The 15,923-nt window shown below is 39.1% G+C and carries 14 protein-coding genes; 5 read left to right on the top strand and 9 right to left on the bottom strand.

Annotated elements, in window-relative coordinates:
- Nucleotides 1-22 precede the first annotated feature (22 nt).
- From tilS to MJX77_RS02275, 3 genes are read left to right on the top strand one after another with little or no spacing between them, the layout of a single operon-like run.
- A complete protein-coding gene (tilS, locus tag MJX77_RS02285; RefSeq protein ID WP_252061300.1) occupies nt 23-1,306 on the top strand; it encodes a tRNA lysidine(34) synthetase TilS in 1,284 nt (427 codons plus the stop codon).
- Nucleotides 1,278-2,114 carry a pyrroline-5-carboxylate reductase gene (gene proC, locus MJX77_RS02280; RefSeq protein WP_081399200.1) on the top strand — a complete coding sequence of 279 codons (837 nt, stop codon included), beginning with the start codon at nt 1,278-1,280 and terminating at the stop codon, nt 2,112-2,114. The genes tilS and proC overlap by 29 nt, the downstream gene beginning before the upstream one ends.
- 21 nt (nt 2,115-2,135) lie before the next feature.
- Nucleotides 2,136-2,705, top strand: a complete 570-nt coding sequence (locus MJX77_RS02275; protein ID WP_004794512.1) for a YggT family protein — start codon at nt 2,136-2,138, stop codon at nt 2,703-2,705.
- Nucleotides 2,706-2,758: 53 nt separating this feature from the next.
- Here the strand turns inward: MJX77_RS02275 and polA are convergent, their stop codons facing one another.
- Nucleotides 2,759-5,530 carry a DNA polymerase I gene (polA, locus tag MJX77_RS02270; RefSeq protein WP_252060465.1) on the bottom strand — a complete coding sequence of 924 codons (2,772 nt, stop codon included), beginning with the start codon at nt 5,528-5,530 and terminating at the stop codon, nt 2,759-2,761.
- Between the two features lie 154 nt (nt 5,531-5,684).
- Here polA and MJX77_RS02265 point away from each other — a divergent pair, with 154 nt between their 5' ends.
- Nucleotides 5,685-8,489: a DUF2339 domain-containing protein gene (locus tag MJX77_RS02265; protein WP_252060464.1), complete on the top strand. Its 2,805-nt coding sequence runs from the start codon at nt 5,685-5,687 to the stop codon at nt 8,487-8,489.
- Here the strand turns inward: MJX77_RS02265 and MJX77_RS02260 are convergent.
- Nucleotides 8,479-9,396, bottom strand: a complete 918-nt coding sequence (locus tag MJX77_RS02260; RefSeq protein ID WP_049837853.1) for a mechanosensitive ion channel family protein — start codon at nt 9,394-9,396, stop codon at nt 8,479-8,481. The genes MJX77_RS02265 and MJX77_RS02260 overlap by 11 nt on opposite strands.
- Before the next feature lie 9 nt (nt 9,397-9,405).
- Nucleotides 9,406-10,227: a DUF432 domain-containing protein gene (locus tag MJX77_RS02255; protein WP_151822292.1), complete on the bottom strand. Its 822-nt coding sequence runs from the start codon at nt 10,225-10,227 to the stop codon at nt 9,406-9,408.
- 96 nt (nt 10,228-10,323) lie between these two features.
- On the opposite strand from MJX77_RS02255, the gene gspE reads away from it, so the two are divergent.
- Nucleotides 10,324-11,814, top strand: coding sequence for a type II secretion system ATPase GspE (gspE, locus tag MJX77_RS02250; protein WP_049837851.1), 1,491 nt, complete (start codon nt 10,324-10,326; stop codon nt 11,812-11,814).
- A 57-nt stretch (nt 11,815-11,871) separates the two neighbouring features.
- On the opposite strand, the gene MJX77_RS02245 is transcribed toward gspE, so the two are convergent.
- The 6 genes from MJX77_RS02245 to gigA form a co-directional block, all read right to left on the bottom strand.
- Nucleotides 11,872-12,303, bottom strand: a complete 432-nt coding sequence (locus MJX77_RS02245) for an organic hydroperoxide resistance protein (RefSeq protein WP_107880781.1) — start codon at nt 12,301-12,303, stop codon at nt 11,872-11,874.
- An 88-nt stretch (nt 12,304-12,391) separates the two neighbouring features.
- Nucleotides 12,392-12,829 (bottom strand): MarR family winged helix-turn-helix transcriptional regulator, encoded by a 438-nt coding sequence (locus MJX77_RS02240; RefSeq protein ID WP_013198912.1) that lies wholly within the window; start codon nt 12,827-12,829, stop codon nt 12,392-12,394.
- A gap of 166 nt (nt 12,830-12,995) precedes the next feature.
- Nucleotides 12,996-13,370, bottom strand: a complete 375-nt coding sequence (locus tag MJX77_RS02235) for a DUF4951 domain-containing protein (protein ID WP_004794496.1) — start codon at nt 13,368-13,370, stop codon at nt 12,996-12,998.
- A 14-nt stretch (nt 13,371-13,384) separates the two neighbouring features.
- Nucleotides 13,385-14,209 carry a carbon-nitrogen hydrolase family protein gene (locus tag MJX77_RS02230; RefSeq protein ID WP_252060463.1) on the bottom strand — a complete coding sequence of 275 codons (825 nt, stop codon included), beginning with the start codon at nt 14,207-14,209 and terminating at the stop codon, nt 13,385-13,387.
- Nucleotides 14,210-14,235: 26 nt separating this feature from the next.
- Complete coding sequence (gigB, locus tag MJX77_RS02225; protein WP_002117273.1) at nt 14,236-14,757, bottom strand: anti-anti-sigma factor GigB; 522 nt, start codon at nt 14,755-14,757, stop codon at nt 14,236-14,238.
- A 102-nt stretch (nt 14,758-14,859) separates the two neighbouring features.
- A complete protein-coding gene (gigA, locus tag MJX77_RS02220; protein ID WP_252060462.1) occupies nt 14,860-15,828 on the bottom strand; it encodes an RsbU family protein phosphatase GigA in 969 nt (322 codons plus the stop codon).
- Nucleotides 15,829-15,923 lie beyond the last annotated feature (95 nt).

Here is a 15,923-nt window from a genome sequence, read left to right as displayed (position 1 = left end):
TCTTATTGGATGTAGTGGCGGCATGGATTCTATGCTGCTGCTACATTTGATGTCTCAAATTTTCCCTCAAAAGATTCGAGCAATCTATATCGATCATCAACTGCAATCACAAAGTGCAGAGTGGGGGAAACTAGTCGCTGAACAGGCTACTCGTTTAGATATTCCTTTTATTATTCAAAAAGTTCAGGTTAACGACGGTAATTTGGAAGCTCAAGCACGTCAGGCGCGTTATCAAGCTTATCGACAGCATTTGCAACCGAATGAAACCTTAGTACTTGCTCATCATCAGCAAGATCAGGCTGAAACAGTCATACTCCGTTTATTATCGGGTGCAGGTGTTGATGGATTAGCTGCAATGCAGTCTGTGGATTGCCGTGTAGACATGACGATTTGGCGTCCTTTTTTAGACTTATCTCGTGAGCAAATTGCTGATTGGACTACTCAACTTGAAATTGAGTATGTAAATGATCCGACAAATTACGATATTCATTATGATCGGGCGTGGTCGCGTGAGGAACTTTGGCCATTTTTACAAAACAGATTTCCTAAAATGCAGCAAGCACTGAGCCGAACCAGTTATCTCATGCAAGATGCTTCTGAAATTTTAGAAGAAGTTTTGAAAGCTGATTTAAAACATTGTGGTACTGCTGAGTGTTTAGACTTAACTAAACTTTTAGATTTATCAGTTGCCCGTCAACGTCAATTACTTTCAGTTTGGATGAAAGGTGATGGGCAATATCGACCTGTATTTGAAATGGTTGAGCGTTTAAAAAATGAAGTGATTGATTCAAAGTCCGATGCACAAGCAGCATTACACTGGAATCAGTTTTACTATGTCCGTTATCAACACCATCTTTATAGATTGAGTAAGCAAGTTTTTCTTGCTGAAAAATTAAATCCAGTTGAAGTAGAGTCGGAGCATCATTTCCAAATGGGGGAAATAGTGCATTACGCTTCAGCGCATTTTCAGATTACACAAAAAAATATTGGTTTGGCTCCATCTTTATTAAATAAAAAATTGACAATAATTCGACGCCAAGGTGGAGAAAAAGTCCATTTATACGGTCGTGTTGGGCAATGGCCATTAAAAAAAGCAATTCAAGAAGCACATATTTTGCCTTGGCTTCGTCATACAATTCAAATATTAGTCATAGATAATGTTATGCTTGGGGTTTTTACACCGAAAGGATTTTGGTTGGCTCAGTCTCCGTATTGTGAGCAAGGAGGATGGCAACCGGATTTAATTTCTCATTCTTGTAATCTGGTAAATGGCGAATATGGTTATGGCAAGTGCAGTAAATTGTAATATCTGTTTTATTGGTGGCGGTAATATGGCCCAAGCGTTAATTGGCGGGCTCATTTCAAGAGGTTTACCACCGACACGTATTACTGTTTCAGATCCTGTTGAGCAGATCCGTCAATTATTACAAGAGAAAGAAGTCCACGTAACACAAGATAACGTGGCTGCAATTCAAAATGCTGATGTTGTCGTACTAGCGGTAAAGCCGCAAGTTTTGGCGACTGTTTTACGTCCGTTGAAAGGTCTTTTATCAGATAAATTGGTCATTTCAATTATTGCTGGTGCTGAAATTCAAACGATATCAAACTTAATTGATAGCAATCGAATTGTTCGCGTTATGCCGAATACACCAGCTCTGGTTCAAACTGGCGCGCACGGTATCTATGCAAATGATGTAGTAGGTACTTCGGATCGTGAATTAACAAGTCAGATTTTAGCGGCCACAGGCTTAACAATTTGGGTAAACTCCGAAGCTCAAATTGATGCGGTAACAGCAGTTTCTGGTTCAGGCCCTGCATATTTTTTCTATCTGATGGAAAGTATGATCCGTGCGGGTAAAAATTTAGGACTGGATGAAAAAGTTGCAACTGCGTTAACTCTTCAAACGGCGTTAGGTGCAGCTCAAATGGCAATTACCAGTTCAAATACTCCATCTGAACTTCGTAAGAATGTGACATCGCCAAATGGTACAACACAAGCTGCACTTGAAGTTTTTGACCGTGCACAAATCTCCCAAAATATTCAATCTGCATTGGCTGCTGCTCAGAAGCGTAGCCAAGAATTGGCTCAAGAATTGAGTGACAGTGCGAAATAGCTTAAATAGGATAAGACAACTATGGGTGCAAATTCTGCGCTAATTTTTGGAATTTTAATTAACGTCGCGATTTTATTGGTCTTTTTCCGTTTTTTAATGCAATTGGCGGCAGTAAGTCCTTATAATCCTGTGGTTTTATCGACCGTAAAGGCGACTAAAATTGTTGATATTTTTGGCCGAATTTTTCCGACGGTCGCAAAAGGCCGGTTTAATTTAGCTGCGTTAGCTCTTTTAATTATTTTATATTTACTGAAAATTTTCGGTGTAATGTATCTTTCTGGCTCTATGCCAAATAGTCCGATTCATTTAGTGATTCTGACATTTGTGACTATGATTCAGGACTTGATTCGTTTCTGTCGTTATTTAATTTTTGCAACAATCATTTTGAGTTGGGTGGTTATGTTCACCCAATCTCGTTCACCTTATATTGAGGTGATTCAAGATTTAGCTGAACCATTACTTGCGCCATTCCGTCGTTTATTGCCTAATATGGGAATGATTGACTTATCGCCAATTTTGGCTTTTTTGGCGCTCTATATTGCCGAAATTTTAATGAATGAAGTTGCTAAAGTTCTCTTAACTGGTCTTTAAGCTAACTCAATAAAAAGGGCTGTATTTCACAGCCCTTTTTTTATTTCTATTAATTAATGGGCGTCATCCCAGTTTTGTCCTTGTCCTACTTCAACCACTAAAGGCACGGAAATTTCTACAACAGATTCCATGACTTTTGCGATTTGCTTCGAAAGTTCTTCAGCAATGTTTTGATCGGCTTCAAAAACTAATTCATCGTGTACTTGAAGAAGTAACTTGGCTTGATCTTTTGGCAAGATTTTATCAACTTCAATCATTGCAATTTTAATAATATCAGCTGCACTACCTTGTAAAGGTGCATTGATGGCAGCACGTTCGGCAGCCTTACGTACCATCACATTTCGTGCATCAATATCTGGCGTATAAAGACGACGGCCTAAAATAGTTTCAACAAAGCCTTGCTCTGATGCAACTTGACGTGTGCGTTGCATGTATTCATAGATACCAGGGTAACGTTGGAAATATTGCTTAATATAGTTTTGTGACTCTTGACGTGTGAAACCTAACTGACGAATCAAGCCAAACTCAGACATACCATACAGTAGACCAAAGTTTACTGCCTTGGCTTGGCGACGTTGATCATTGGTCACATCTTCAATTGCAATACCCAATACTTCTGCTGCAGTACGGCGGTGAACGTCTTGACCGTGCTGGAATGCATGTACTAAAGCATCATCTTGAGAAAAATGTGCCATTAAACGTAATTCAATTTGCGAGTAATCGGCAGCCAATAGAACTCGGCCTTCTGGTGCAATGAATGCTTTGCGAATCTGACGGCCGATTTGTCTACGAATTGGAATATTTTGTAAATTAGGATCGGAAGAGGAGAGGCGGCCTGTCGCTGTGAGTGCTTGGTGATAGCTCGTATGTACACGGTGCGTATCATTATGAGATTGCTCAACCAGACGGTCCGTATAGGTACTTTTGAGCTTTGCCAAACCACGATGTTCTAGAATAATTTCCGCTAAAGGATGTTCAATTTTTTCTAAAACACTTTCACTGGTGCTGTATTGTCCAGTTGCAGTTTTTTTACCGCCTTTGATTCCTAATTTATCAAATAGGATTTCACCTACTTGTTTAGGTGAAGCAATATTAAAAGTTTCATCTGCAATTTCCATGGCCTTGTTTTCAAGACCTTCCATAGTTTTTGCAAATTCAACACTTAATTTATCTAAGAAAGCATGATCTAAACGAATGCCATCTTCTTCCATGCCTGACAAAATTCGGGCAACTGGCATTTCGATGTTATATAAAATATTTTCTAACTCAGGAAATGGCTTAAGTTTGTTTGAAAGTACTTCATACAAACGATAGGTCACATGCGCATCTTCTGCTGCATAGTGAGCAGCAACTTCAATCTCAATTTGATTAAAAGTTTTCTGCTTTGCACCCTTACCAGCAATTTGTTCAAAGGTGGTGGTTAAGTGGCTTAAGTAGACACGAGCTACATCATCCATGCCATGACGAGTTGCTGCTGCATTTAGTACATAAGATGCCAGCATGCTATCGAAATACCAGCCTTTTAGCTCTATACCGTGGTTTGCAAAAATGTGTGCATCATATTTAAGATGATGACCAATTTTTTTAACTGCTTCATTTTCTAATACAGGCTTAATTTGAGCCAAAATTTGTTCACGGTCCAGCTGCTGCGGTGCATTTTCATAATTATGCGCTAAAGGCACATAGTAAGCATCTTGCGCATCAAAAGCGATTGAAAAACCAACCATCTCGGCAATACGGTAATCAAGGCTTGTAGTTTCTGTATCAATGGCAAAATGATCAGCATTTTGCATGCGTTGCAAGAGTTGATCCCATGCTTCTTGAGTTAAAACAGTATGATAATTTGCAGTCCCAAGCTGGTCATCTTGACTGGTTAAGCTTGCTTGATCTTCGGTTTCAATAGCGTCAGCCGGTTTAATTTCATCTTGAACGACTACTTGTGAAACTTGTTGTTTATAAGTAGAGCTGTTCGGATTATTTGGATGATCAAGCGACTGTAACTGATTTCTAAACTCAAGCTCAGTATAGAGGTTACGTAAAGCATCAACATTTGGATCAGTGAGTTTTAGTTCATGCCAGTCGAGTTCTAAAGGAAGATCACAGACAATGCTAGCTAACTGGTGATCAAGCTTAATATTGTCTAAATTATCTTTAATATTTTGGCTAATCTTGCCTTTAAGTTGATCAGCATTGGCAATGATATTCTCTAAAGTGCCATATTCAGTCAGTAACTTAGCTGCTGTTTTTGCCCCTACGCCTGGAACACCCATAATACCATCAGATGCATCACCCATTAGTGTTAAATAGTCGATAATCTGATTTGGCCAAACGCCAAATTTTTCAAATACACCATCGGTGTCCATTACACGATCTTTAAAGCTATCTTCAAGTTTGACATGATCATTGACGAGCTGAGCCATGTCTTTATCTCCAGTTGAGATAAGTACATGATGGCCTTCAAGCACGGCACGTTTAGCAAGTGTTCCGATAATGTCATCTGCTTCTGCACCCGGAAGACTATATAAAGGAATGCCTTGAGCTTTAATTAATGCATGTAAATATGGAATTTGTTGAGATAACTCTTCAGGCATGGTTGGGCGGTCACCTTTATAAATAGGTGAAAGCTTATGACGGAAAGTTGGCTCAGGCGTATCAAAAATTACGGCCATATGCGTCGGTTGCATACGACGCATAAGTTTTTGAATCGCAGAAATTGCTCCACGTATTGCATTGGTATGTAACCCTGTAGAGGTCGTCAATGGTGGTAATGCATGATATGCACGAAATAAAAAATAGGACCCATCAACCAAGACAAATGGTGGCATTGAACAATTCCTTAATTTGAATTACGGGTATTTTACGTGAAAACGGCTATGAATGCAGGTTTATGATTTTTGCAGTATTTTGTATGTATAAATATACGCTTGTATTGGCTTGAAGTAAGATGACATGTAATGAAGGTGTCATATTGCTAAGCCCATGTATAAAAAAGACAAACAGGGAATGATCATCGTTTTGATCGCTTTGACTTTGTTTTTAGCCATTTCAATTGGTTTTAAATTCCAGAGTGCTGTTGCTGCTTTATCTATTGCACTTACTGTCGTACTGGTTCAGCTATTATCAAATCTGCATCAGCGTTTGACTCATTTAGAACAACAGTTTTCTCAGCAGGAAAAACCACTTTATTCTATTCATACACAAACAATAGTGATTTATGCAGCCGCCTTGGTTGCATTAGTTGCTTATATGAATCACTGGATGTGGATTGCTGGTGGGGCATTACTGGTTTTATTGCTATGTTTGATTCAAACAATTAGTGCGTTTAATACTCGACTGTTATACCTCGAGTCGGCAAAACCAACTGTGCATGTAAATGAAACCCTACAAACAGAAATTATAGCTCCAGCGGTAGTGCAAGTTGATTCCAATATTACAGACACGTTAATTCCTGTTGAAACGGCAATTTTAAATGAAACAGAACAACCAGCCCATGTACAGAGTACATGGTGGCAACCAGCAGTCGACTGGATGGTTCATGGCAATCCAATTTTAAGAGTTGCTGTCGCTGTGTTGATGGTTGGGGTGGTGTTGTTATTGCGTTTCGCAAGTGAGCACTGGCAACTTAGTTTAGGTGTAAAACTTGGTTTTATTGCTATTGCTGGAGCTGTATTAACGGCATTTGGATATAGCTTGCAAAAGAAAAATCAACTTTTTGCTGTAGCATTGCAGGGTGTGGGACTAGCTGTTGTATTCCTAACACTCGTGTTCTCACATCATTTTGGTGTAATTGCTAATCTAACTACAGCGAGTATTCTGTTTACGATCTTATTGGCTATTACGGTATTCCTGAGTTTAAAACAACAAGCTATTTATTTGGCAATTTTAGCACTGGGCATGGCCTATGCAGCCCCTTTAGTTATTCCACAATATCGTCCAGATGTAGTCTTCCTATTTAGCTACTATTTGGTAATTAACTTAGCAGTTGCTGCGGTTAATTTTATTCAACCATGGAAAATCTTAAATCAGATTGCTTTCTTTGCCACAATGTTTATTGGTGGTAGCGCGATAGGTTTTTATGCAGAACCAGCAAAATTTGACACATTAGACTGGATTTTATGGCTACATATAGCTTTGTTTATTTGGCTTAGTGTCCGTTATAGCCAAAATATATCTCGAGTTTCAGCACGTGAACAACAAGAAGGCATTCGTTTACCTCCGCTCTTAGATGTTGGTCTTATTTTTAGTGTGCCTGTACTAGGCTTTACGCTACATGCCTATTTAGTTCATGAGTCTACTCAAGCGTTGACGATTGGTGCTGCAGTTTTGGCTGGTACCTATGCGGTATTAACTTTTTGGATCAAAAAGATCCATCCTCAACTTTCAGTTCTTGCTAAAAGCTTTTTCATCCTTGCCGTTGCATTTTTTGCTTTAATCTTTCCACTCGCGAAAGGGGCACATTGGACTGCGATTGGTTGGGTTGCTCAAGGTACGGCCCTTATTGTATGGGGAGTAACTGAGCGCTACCGTTTGAGCCGATATATTGGTGTAATTTTAGTTTTACTCAGTTCAGTTGCATTGTTTTATCAATTTTGGGCAAATGCAGAGTTCCCGACTCTAAGCACAAGCATTTATGCAATTGCACAATTCATTTCGGCCTATTATTTATTGCAATACAACAGTAAAGAGCAACACTATTTTAGTGCAAGCATGTTTAGCGGCATTTTCTTATGTTTAGGTATGTATGCGGGTGCTATCGCTGGTATAGAAATTTTGACATGGCAACATCATGGCTTAAGCCCATATTTGATGATTGCGATACTATTATTATCAATATTTAGTGTAGTGGTTCACTACAAACTAAGGGTCCAATGGCAGAGCTTACAGTTAAGTTTAATTGGCCTGTTATTGGTGTTAATTTTGGGTGAGGCCTTTACCAGTCAAGTATTCAGCCTGTTTAAATGGCCGAGTATATTACAGCAGGGTACTTTCCTTATCGCAGCAACGCTTCTTAGTGCTTTATTCATTATGGCTCAACCGCAATCAGGTCAGTTTGGATCTTTAAAGGTCTGGTCTGGTTTGAGCTGGTTGGCATTAGCAACGGTTGGTTTGGCAATATTTCCACAAATGCCACTTGTTGCTCTGGCTTTTGTTCCAGTGGTTTATTCCCTTTGGGTGTATAAGGCTCATAAAACGACACTGTTACATCAAATTCCAGTGTGGTGTTTAAGCTTACTTTGGTTGCTAGTAGTGAGCGTAGATCGGCATTCTGCTGAGAATCTTTATTTTGTTCCTTTGATTAACTTAACAGACTTCCTTTCAATTTCAGTATTTGCTGGTCTACTCTTTATTATTTATCAGCATGCTTTTGATCAAGATAAATCACTGGAGTGGACTTTTAAAATTACAACAATTCTAGTGGGGTTGTTAGTATTCAGTAGTGTGGTGGTTAGAGGCTTGCACTATTACTGGGCAACACCACTCTGGAGTGCTGCAATTTGGACAAATGGCTTGGTGCAATTAAGTTTGACATTGCTCTGGGTTATTTTGGCATTTATTTTAACTACATTCTCTAGCCGAAAAATGATTCGTCAATTATGGTTTGTAGGTGCTGCGCTTTTAGGGATTGTGGTATTAAAACTGATTTTGCTTGATCTATCGCAAAGTGCGACTTTAACTCGAGTCATTTCATTTATTGGCGCGGGTGGGGTAATGTTGATTATTGCTTATCTTGCGCCATTACCACCATCATCCGCTGTGCAGAAAAATGAAGAGCCTAAGCTTTAGGCTCTCGATTTAATTCTTTTTGATTACTGTATTGATCGATATCATCTTCAGCAAAAACACTAGATGGTCGATCAATCAAACCCATTTTAGGAACAGGAATTTCAATTCGGTTATCTAAAAATCCATTTCGAATTCGTTCTTGCATCTCATCTCGAACTTTTAAAGAGTTCTCTTGTCGACACCACATTGTAAATAAAAGCTCAATTGATGATTCTCTGAATGCGGTCACTGTAACAGCAGGCTTTGGATCATCTAATACAAGAGGATAATGAGCTGCTACATTCAGTAGAACCTCACGAACTTTAATAATGTCTTCATGGAAGTTGATTGCGAGCGTAATTGGAATACGCCGTATTGGGTATTTAGATAAGTTGTGCACGGGAGCACGAATGAGTTGTTCGTTTGGCAAACGAATATAGACATTGTCTAATGTAAGTAGCTTAACTGAAAGCAAATCAATCGAGATCACTTCACCTTCAATTGTATTTCCACGAATGAGCGTAATCTGGATCGTATCACCGACTTCAAATGAACCTTCACCAATCAAAAATAAACCACTAATCAAGTTACTGGCTGATGTTTGCGATGCAAAACCGAGCGCTACGGTTAAAATCCCTGCCGCGCCAAGAAATACACTCAGTTTAAAACCAGCTTCTTTTAAACTCGTCATAATGAAGAGTAAGAAAATAAAATAAAAAATACCGCGACGCCACACCAGACGTTGATGAGCATTAAAACGTGAGCCAATGGTTCTAATAAATGTATTTGAAATAATACGGGCAAGAACAAAACCAATAAAACACAGCACAACACCGACTAAAATTTCACTAATACGTTCGGTATTGATATTGGTAAATATGCTTGTGAGGCTATCAGCGATATCCTTAGGAATACTTGTATCAGCCATATAAACCTCTTAAAAGAATGAATCAAACATATTGAATAATGCTCCACCGGGTGAACGTGGTGGGTGAACATAGGTCACTTCACCAGCAAGCGGGGGGGTACGGTTTTCAATACGAATTCGTGCAGGACGATCAGAGCCTTCATAATAAACTTTAATTTGAGAAGTCCATAAACGACCGGTACTTTCACTATAAAAAAGAGGCAGAGCGGTAACTGGCACGTTCATGCGGTCAAAACGCAATTGATGATTACTGGTGTTGTGAAAGTCGATTGGAGTAACAGCACGGAAAGCACGTGGTGTTAATAGATTCAAATCAGTACGGCCATCCACGGAAGTCGCATAACAGATTTCACCTTGCTGTGCATTAGGACCAAACCACGTATCTTTAGGCTGAATCACGGGAATCTCAAACAAAGGTTCATGCTGACTTTCAACTAAGCCTGCAATCCATAATGGTGTACTAATATAAAGAGTTCCGCGTTGACCTGCCGGAATGTAGATAGGATCAACGGGTTTAATGACCACAGAACGGTCTGCCAGACGGGGCATAAGTAAAAATTCTGGATTAGTTTTCCGAAACATGTAGCGTTCTACTTGAACAGTATGCGGAAAGGCAAAATTCGGATCCGCAATTGGGTGCCAATCTTGCTCATTATCGTCTTGAAGAGATGGGCGATAATATTCGATACGCCATTCTTTTATACCGCGCGTTAGACGAAAAAGCATTGAACCAAATTGCCATGCTTTGGACTGGTTAATTTCAAAGTGCTGCTCTCCCCACCATTTTAAGGAATTTTGGGGGCGAGGCTGATATTCATTATTTTCAAACAAGACGTAAAATTCCTCTACCGAGTTGTTAAACAGACTTCACGCTGTAATCTGCTTAGAGTACACTCAAAATCATCTTACTCATCATTATAAATTGTGATGCAAATATTGAAACAAATACAAGTTCCATATAGTTTTGCCAAGCGTCATGGTGTTTTATTTCGTTATGACGGTGATCAAGTATTTATTATTAGACGTCAAAACACTGAAAAAATTGCATTGCAGGAAGCAAGACGAATTCTAGGTAAGCCAGCTCACTTCCAATTATGTACTGAACAAGAATTTAATACGCTCTTAAGTACAAGCTATGCCGGTGATACAGGGGAATCACAACAAGTTGCAGCAGGTTTAGAAGATCATCCGGATTTATTGAGTTTGGCCGATCAGGTTCCTGAAACAGAAGATTTGATGGATCAAGAAGATGACGCACCTATTGTTCGTCTGATCAATGCGCTACTTTCAGAGGCAATTCGAGTAGGAGCTTCTGATATTCACATTGAAGCTTTCGAAAAGAAATTATCTGTACGATTACGTGTAGATGGTCAATTACGTGAAGTTGTACAGCCGCGCCGTGAGTTGGCACCGTTGCTGGTTTCACGTATTAAAGTCATGGCAAAACTCGATATTGCAGAAAAGCGAGTGCCACAAGATGGGCGTATTTCTTTACGCCTTGCTGGCCGAGAAGTAGATGTTCGTGTTTCGACTTTACCATCTTCACATGGTGAAAGGGTTGTAATGCGTTTGCTCGATAAACAAGCTGGTCGACTTAATATGATCCACTTGGGATTAATGGCAAATGACTATGAGCGTTTAACTCAGTTAGTACATCGTCCTCATGGCATTATTTTGGTCACAGGGCCTACAGGTTCGGGGAAAACAACGACTTTGTATGCAGCTCTATCTGATCTAAATGATAATACGCGGAACATCTTAACTGCCGAAGATCCGATTGAATATCAACTTGAAGGCATTGGTCAAACACAAGTGAATACCAAAGTGGATATGACGTTTGCTCGTGCTTTAAAGGCAATGTTGCGTCAAGATCCAGATGTGGTGATGGTAGGTGAGATTCGTGACTTGGAAACGGCTGAAATTGCAGTGCAAGCATCGTTAACTGGACATTTGGTTTTATCGACACTACATACCAATACAGCTATTGGTGCGGTTACTCGACTTAAAGATATGGGGATTGAACCCTTCTTATTATCAAGCTCTTTAATTGGGGTGATTGCTCAACGTTTGGTTCGTACCTTATGTCCACATTGTATGACATGGCGTGAAGCTGATACTTTTGAAAAACAGGTTTTTCAACATATTCATAATGAACCATTGTTGCAGTTACCTGAAGCCAAAGGGTGTGACCATTGCTCACATTTAGGCTTTAATGGACGTACAGCCATTTATGAAATCGTACCAGTTGATGAACCGATGCGTCGTCTCATTCATGGTAATGCGGCTGAATATGAATTAGAAAATCATGCTCGTGAGTATTCAGGTTCTATTCGTGATGATGGTCTGCGCAAAGTACTCGCAGGTAAAACGACACTTGAAGAAGTGCTTCGAGTAACCAATGAAGCAAGTGAAGTCTAATTTGTAACATGCAATAAAAAATGCCCGATATGATTCGGGCATTTTTAATAATAAAACTTATTCAGTCACAATATTAAAAGTCACATCAATATTACCGCGAGTTGCATTTGAATATGGACAAACAATATGAGCTGCTGCAACTAACTTTTCAGCTTCTTCACGGTCCATACCCACTAAGTAAACATTTAAAGTTACTTCGATGCTAAAACCTGTAGGAATTGGACCAATACCTACTTCACCTTCTACGTAAGCATCTTTACTAATATTAAATTTATCGCGGTTTGCAACAAATTTTAAAGCTCCTAAAAAGCATGCTGAATAGCCAGCTGCAAATAACTGCTCAGGGTTTGTTACCGCACCACCAGCGCCACCCATTTCTTTAGGTACGCCAAGTTGTACATCTAATACACCGTCAGATGAAGTTGCGCGGCCATCACGACCACCGGTTGCTTTAGCTTTTGCACGATAAACAACTTTTTCTAATGACATCGTTTTTATTCCTAAAATAAATTGAATACAAATATATCGTACACGACTTAATTATTTTGACAAGTATATTTTTTGAAAAAATTGCTGTTTATTTAACTAGATTTGTACGGAGTTTGGTAAGTTGATCTTTCAAGCCTAATAGTGTTGTCATGTCACATGAACTTGCTTCTAGTACGCCTGCTGGAATATCCAATGCTTGATCTTTTAATTTTTTTCCTTCATCGCTAAGTGTAATAATCACTTGTCTCTCGTCTTGAGTTGAGCGGGTACGATGAAGTAAACGTAGGGCTTCTAACTTTTTCAAGATAGGAGTGAGAGTGGATGATTCTAAAAAAAGTTTGGTGCCAATTTCTGAAACAGTCACTTCATCCTGTTCCCACAAAACTAACATCACTAAATATTGAGGATAGGTAAGCCCCAAAGGCGCGAGAAGTTTTCTGTAGAGTTGATTAAGCGCTAAATTTGTTGAATAAATGAGGAAGCACAATTGATTCTCAAGCTTTAAGTTTTGACAGTCTTGGTCCATATATTCCTCAAAGAAACTCTGTATTGCTTTTGTAGTATATCGCGTTCTATTCAGTTTCTTAAATGTTCATAAGAATAGGTTATGAATAAAGTAAATTAAGAGACATAAAAAATGGAATAATTAATCCAATTATTCCATAACATAAAAATATTTTAGATAAAATTGTCTACCACAGATCTGCAATTTTTTTCATTAAACGCGCACGATATTTAGCGGTAGGATTATTTGCATTGCGTTGTTGCTCTTGTTCATAAAAATCTTGCCATGCAGTAATCATTTCAAGCGTTGTTCCTTGTTTTTTAATCATAGAAACATCTGCTGGCTGAATATTTTCTAAACGTTGTCTTGCGCCTTCTGCACCCGTTCCCCATCCAATTATTCTTTGGCCAAATGCAGGCAAAGGAATATCTTTAGGAGTAGAGGGAAGAATATCTGATTTGAGCTGTGCCGTTGGTGAAACGAAATGATTCGTTGTCCCAAACTCAGCATAACAATGAATATTTGCCCCCAAGCAAAAAAAGCTAAATAAGTATTTCCACATGAATAATTAAACTTTTAATAGTGAATTAATTTACGGTGTGTCATTAGAGGCATTGAAGAGCGGACGAGATCTTGCGCCGTTAGATCAAAGGGCACAGTAATTAAACCATTTCCTTCATATCCAATCATACTTAAAATTTGGCCACGACTATCAGTTGCCCCAGAGTGTCCCCAGGTCTGTCGTTTTTCACCATGCCAGCCCTGTTGTGCTGCACCTAAAACATAACATTGGCTATCCATTGCCCGACCTTGTAACAAAAGCTGCCAGTGCATTTGTCCAGTTGTATAGGTAAATGCAGCAGGGGCAGTAAGAATATGAGCGCCTTGTTGTCTTAGCGTTAGAGCAAGCTCTGGAAAACGCAAGTCATAACATACCATTAAGCCAATATTGCCAAAAGGGGTAGATGTGACTACTACGTCTGTTCCTGGTTCAAAGAAACGAGACTCCTGATAACCACCGACAGCATCACCCACTTGTACATCAAATAAATGGATCTTGTCATAACGCGCTTCTGTACGCTCAGGGCTAATACAGAGGCTAACAGTTCGGACGCGACCATCTTGAATAGTGGATCCATCTGGACGGAATGGGCAGGGTAAGGTGCCAGCCACAATCCAGATTTGATATTGATGTGCGAGTTTCTCAAGCCTTTGTTGAATAGATTCAAATTGCTCAGCAGTTTCACGTTGTTTTCCAGCAGCAAAACATACAAAGTTTTCGGGGAAAACAATCAAACTGGCATTTTGCGCCTTGCTCTGTTGAATCAAAGACTCAATGACTTGAAAATTATTTTCAATATCATCTTGAGAGTTCATTTGAGCAACAGAAACGAGGGTCATATTCTAATCCGGCTTAATGGTGAAAATCAGGCATTTTGCTTGTCCGATACCTGTTCAAGAGTATCTTGTTCTTTCTGTAACTGCTTAACAAGTGGCTCAAACATATTCTGATTGTTTGCATTGAGTTTCATCAATGTCTTATGTGCATCCAGAACAGTTCTTAGCATTGCATTATGAGTGATTTGTTCATCTGTTAACGTTAATGTGCAAACGTTAGGATCACCACAATAATTCAAAATGACAAAAACCTGCCCTAGCCCCATACTGTTGGCTAAGGTTGTGATATCTGGATTGGTAGATAGCATCACAGCTTGAATATGATGAGTCTGTTTAAGCTTTAAACCTAGCTTAGCTAAGATGCCTAATACAGTACTATCAATAAATGTTGTTTGGGTTAAATCAACGATTGCACCTACAACATTCTCTTGCTGTTCAATTCTGTTTAAAAGTTTGTCTAGACTTATACAAGAATGGGCTCGCACTTCACCAATAAGTTTGAAAATATGCGTTCCATTTAAACTTGCATATTCAACATGACCTGTTGACATATAAATGCCATTTTCAGAGAAGGATAGAAAAATTATCACATAGTGCCATCCCAGACTCAAGAGTCCTTAAGTCGTATATTATGTAATTAATTGATTCGTAAATTAATTCATTCGACAAAGACTGAAGATGGCAATATCGTCGGCCACATGATCGGGTGCTTGAAATGATTGATTTTGCAAATGATGGACCAATTGTTGGAACTGATCGTTTAAACCGCCATCAAAAGGTTCGAGGGCTCCGTCCGAGCAAACAATGAAGCGAGAATGGCGATTTAATGTACAAATATGCTCTTCAACTTCAAGTTCATCAGTTAAACCTAGTGGGAAACTGCTCGTTGTTAGAATCTTCGGTGCCTGATTAGGCTCAAAAATGATAGGAGGAGGGTAGTGCCCAGCACTTGACCAGCGAAGAGTGTGTGTTTCAAGGTTTAAAATACCCACCACAATCGTAATGTGCTTTTCGATATTCTCTTGAACTAACATCCCATTTAATTTTTTTATTAATTGTCTTGGGGTCTTAGAGCGACCATGAAATGCTGCCATCCATGATGTTAATAAACTACTGGTTACACCATGACCTGAAACATCAGCAAGATAGAATAAAACTTCTTTGTCATTTAATTTCCAATAGTCGTACCAATCACCGGAAAGATAAGCTGAAGGCTGAAAGAAAGTTTCGACTTCATAATTTAATAGATCAATTGGATTAGGCAATAATCGTTTTTGCAGTTCAGCAGCCGAAGGTAAATCACGACTATCTTGATTACGCTTATATTGAGCATCAATTCTTGATAGGGCTTTATTTAAATCACTAGGTAATTGATTCCACACCCAGCCTGCAAGAGCACCTGCTTCCCATGCATGCGCTAAAGCGGTACCTTCATGTTCAAAAGCAATTACGACCGTTGGCAAATTCCATTTATAAGTCAGGAAATCTTGTACATCTGCAATTGCAATGATGGTTGGATCATATAAATCTAAATCATCTATGTTAATGACTTGTAAGCCTGGCAGTTTATCCAAAGCTTGCTCTAAATAAGGAATAGAGCGTGTCGGTTTAATAAAATACATAGAAGATATGGTAGTCCTTTTATATGATCACTTTATTCATCATAGAGTATGTATGATCAAAATCAAGGTATTGCCTAACTCTTAATCCAAGCAAC

Origin of the sequence: Acinetobacter sp. AHP123 (assembly GCF_023757925.1) — a bacterium.
In the GTDB taxonomy this organism is placed as follows: Bacteria; Pseudomonadota; Gammaproteobacteria; order Pseudomonadales; family Moraxellaceae; genus Acinetobacter; species Acinetobacter oleivorans.
Note: the sequence above shows the minus strand (reverse complement) of the source record. Positions and strands in the feature narration are given on the sequence as shown.

Coding starts and splice junctions, on each gene's coding strand:
- MJX77_RS02260 (WP_049837853.1), bottom strand. CDS start 9,396: ATGGCTGATACAAGTATTCCTAAGGATATCGCTGATAGCCTCACAAGC.
- MJX77_RS02265 (WP_252060464.1), top strand. CDS start 5,685: ATGTATAAAAAAGACAAACAGGGAATGATCATCGTTTTGATCGCTTTG.
- MJX77_RS02240 (WP_013198912.1), bottom strand. CDS start 12,829: ATGGACCAAGACTGTCAAAACTTAAAGCTTGAGAATCAATTGTGCTTC.
- MJX77_RS02235 (WP_004794496.1), bottom strand. CDS start 13,370: ATGTGGAAATACTTATTTAGCTTTTTTTGCTTGGGGGCAAATATTCAT.
- proC (WP_081399200.1), top strand. CDS start 1,278: ATGGTTATGGCAAGTGCAGTAAATTGTAATATCTGTTTTATTGGTGGC.
- tilS (WP_252061300.1), top strand. CDS start 23: ATGGATTCTATGCTGCTGCTACATTTGATGTCTCAAATTTTCCCTCAA.
- gigB (WP_002117273.1), bottom strand. CDS start 14,757: ATGTCAACAGGTCATGTTGAATATGCAAGTTTAAATGGAACGCATATT.
- MJX77_RS02275 (WP_004794512.1), top strand. CDS start 2,136: ATGGGTGCAAATTCTGCGCTAATTTTTGGAATTTTAATTAACGTCGCG.
- gspE (WP_049837851.1), top strand. CDS start 10,324: ATGCAAATATTGAAACAAATACAAGTTCCATATAGTTTTGCCAAGCGT.
- gigA (WP_252060462.1), bottom strand. CDS start 15,828: ATGTATTTTATTAAACCGACACGCTCTATTCCTTATTTAGAGCAAGCT.
- MJX77_RS02245 (WP_107880781.1), bottom strand. CDS start 12,303: ATGTCATTAGAAAAAGTTGTTTATCGTGCAAAAGCTAAAGCAACCGGT.
- MJX77_RS02230 (WP_252060463.1), bottom strand. CDS start 14,209: ATGACCCTCGTTTCTGTTGCTCAAATGAACTCTCAAGATGATATTGAA.
- polA (WP_252060465.1), bottom strand. CDS start 5,530: ATGCCACCATTTGTCTTGGTTGATGGGTCCTATTTTTTATTTCGTGCA.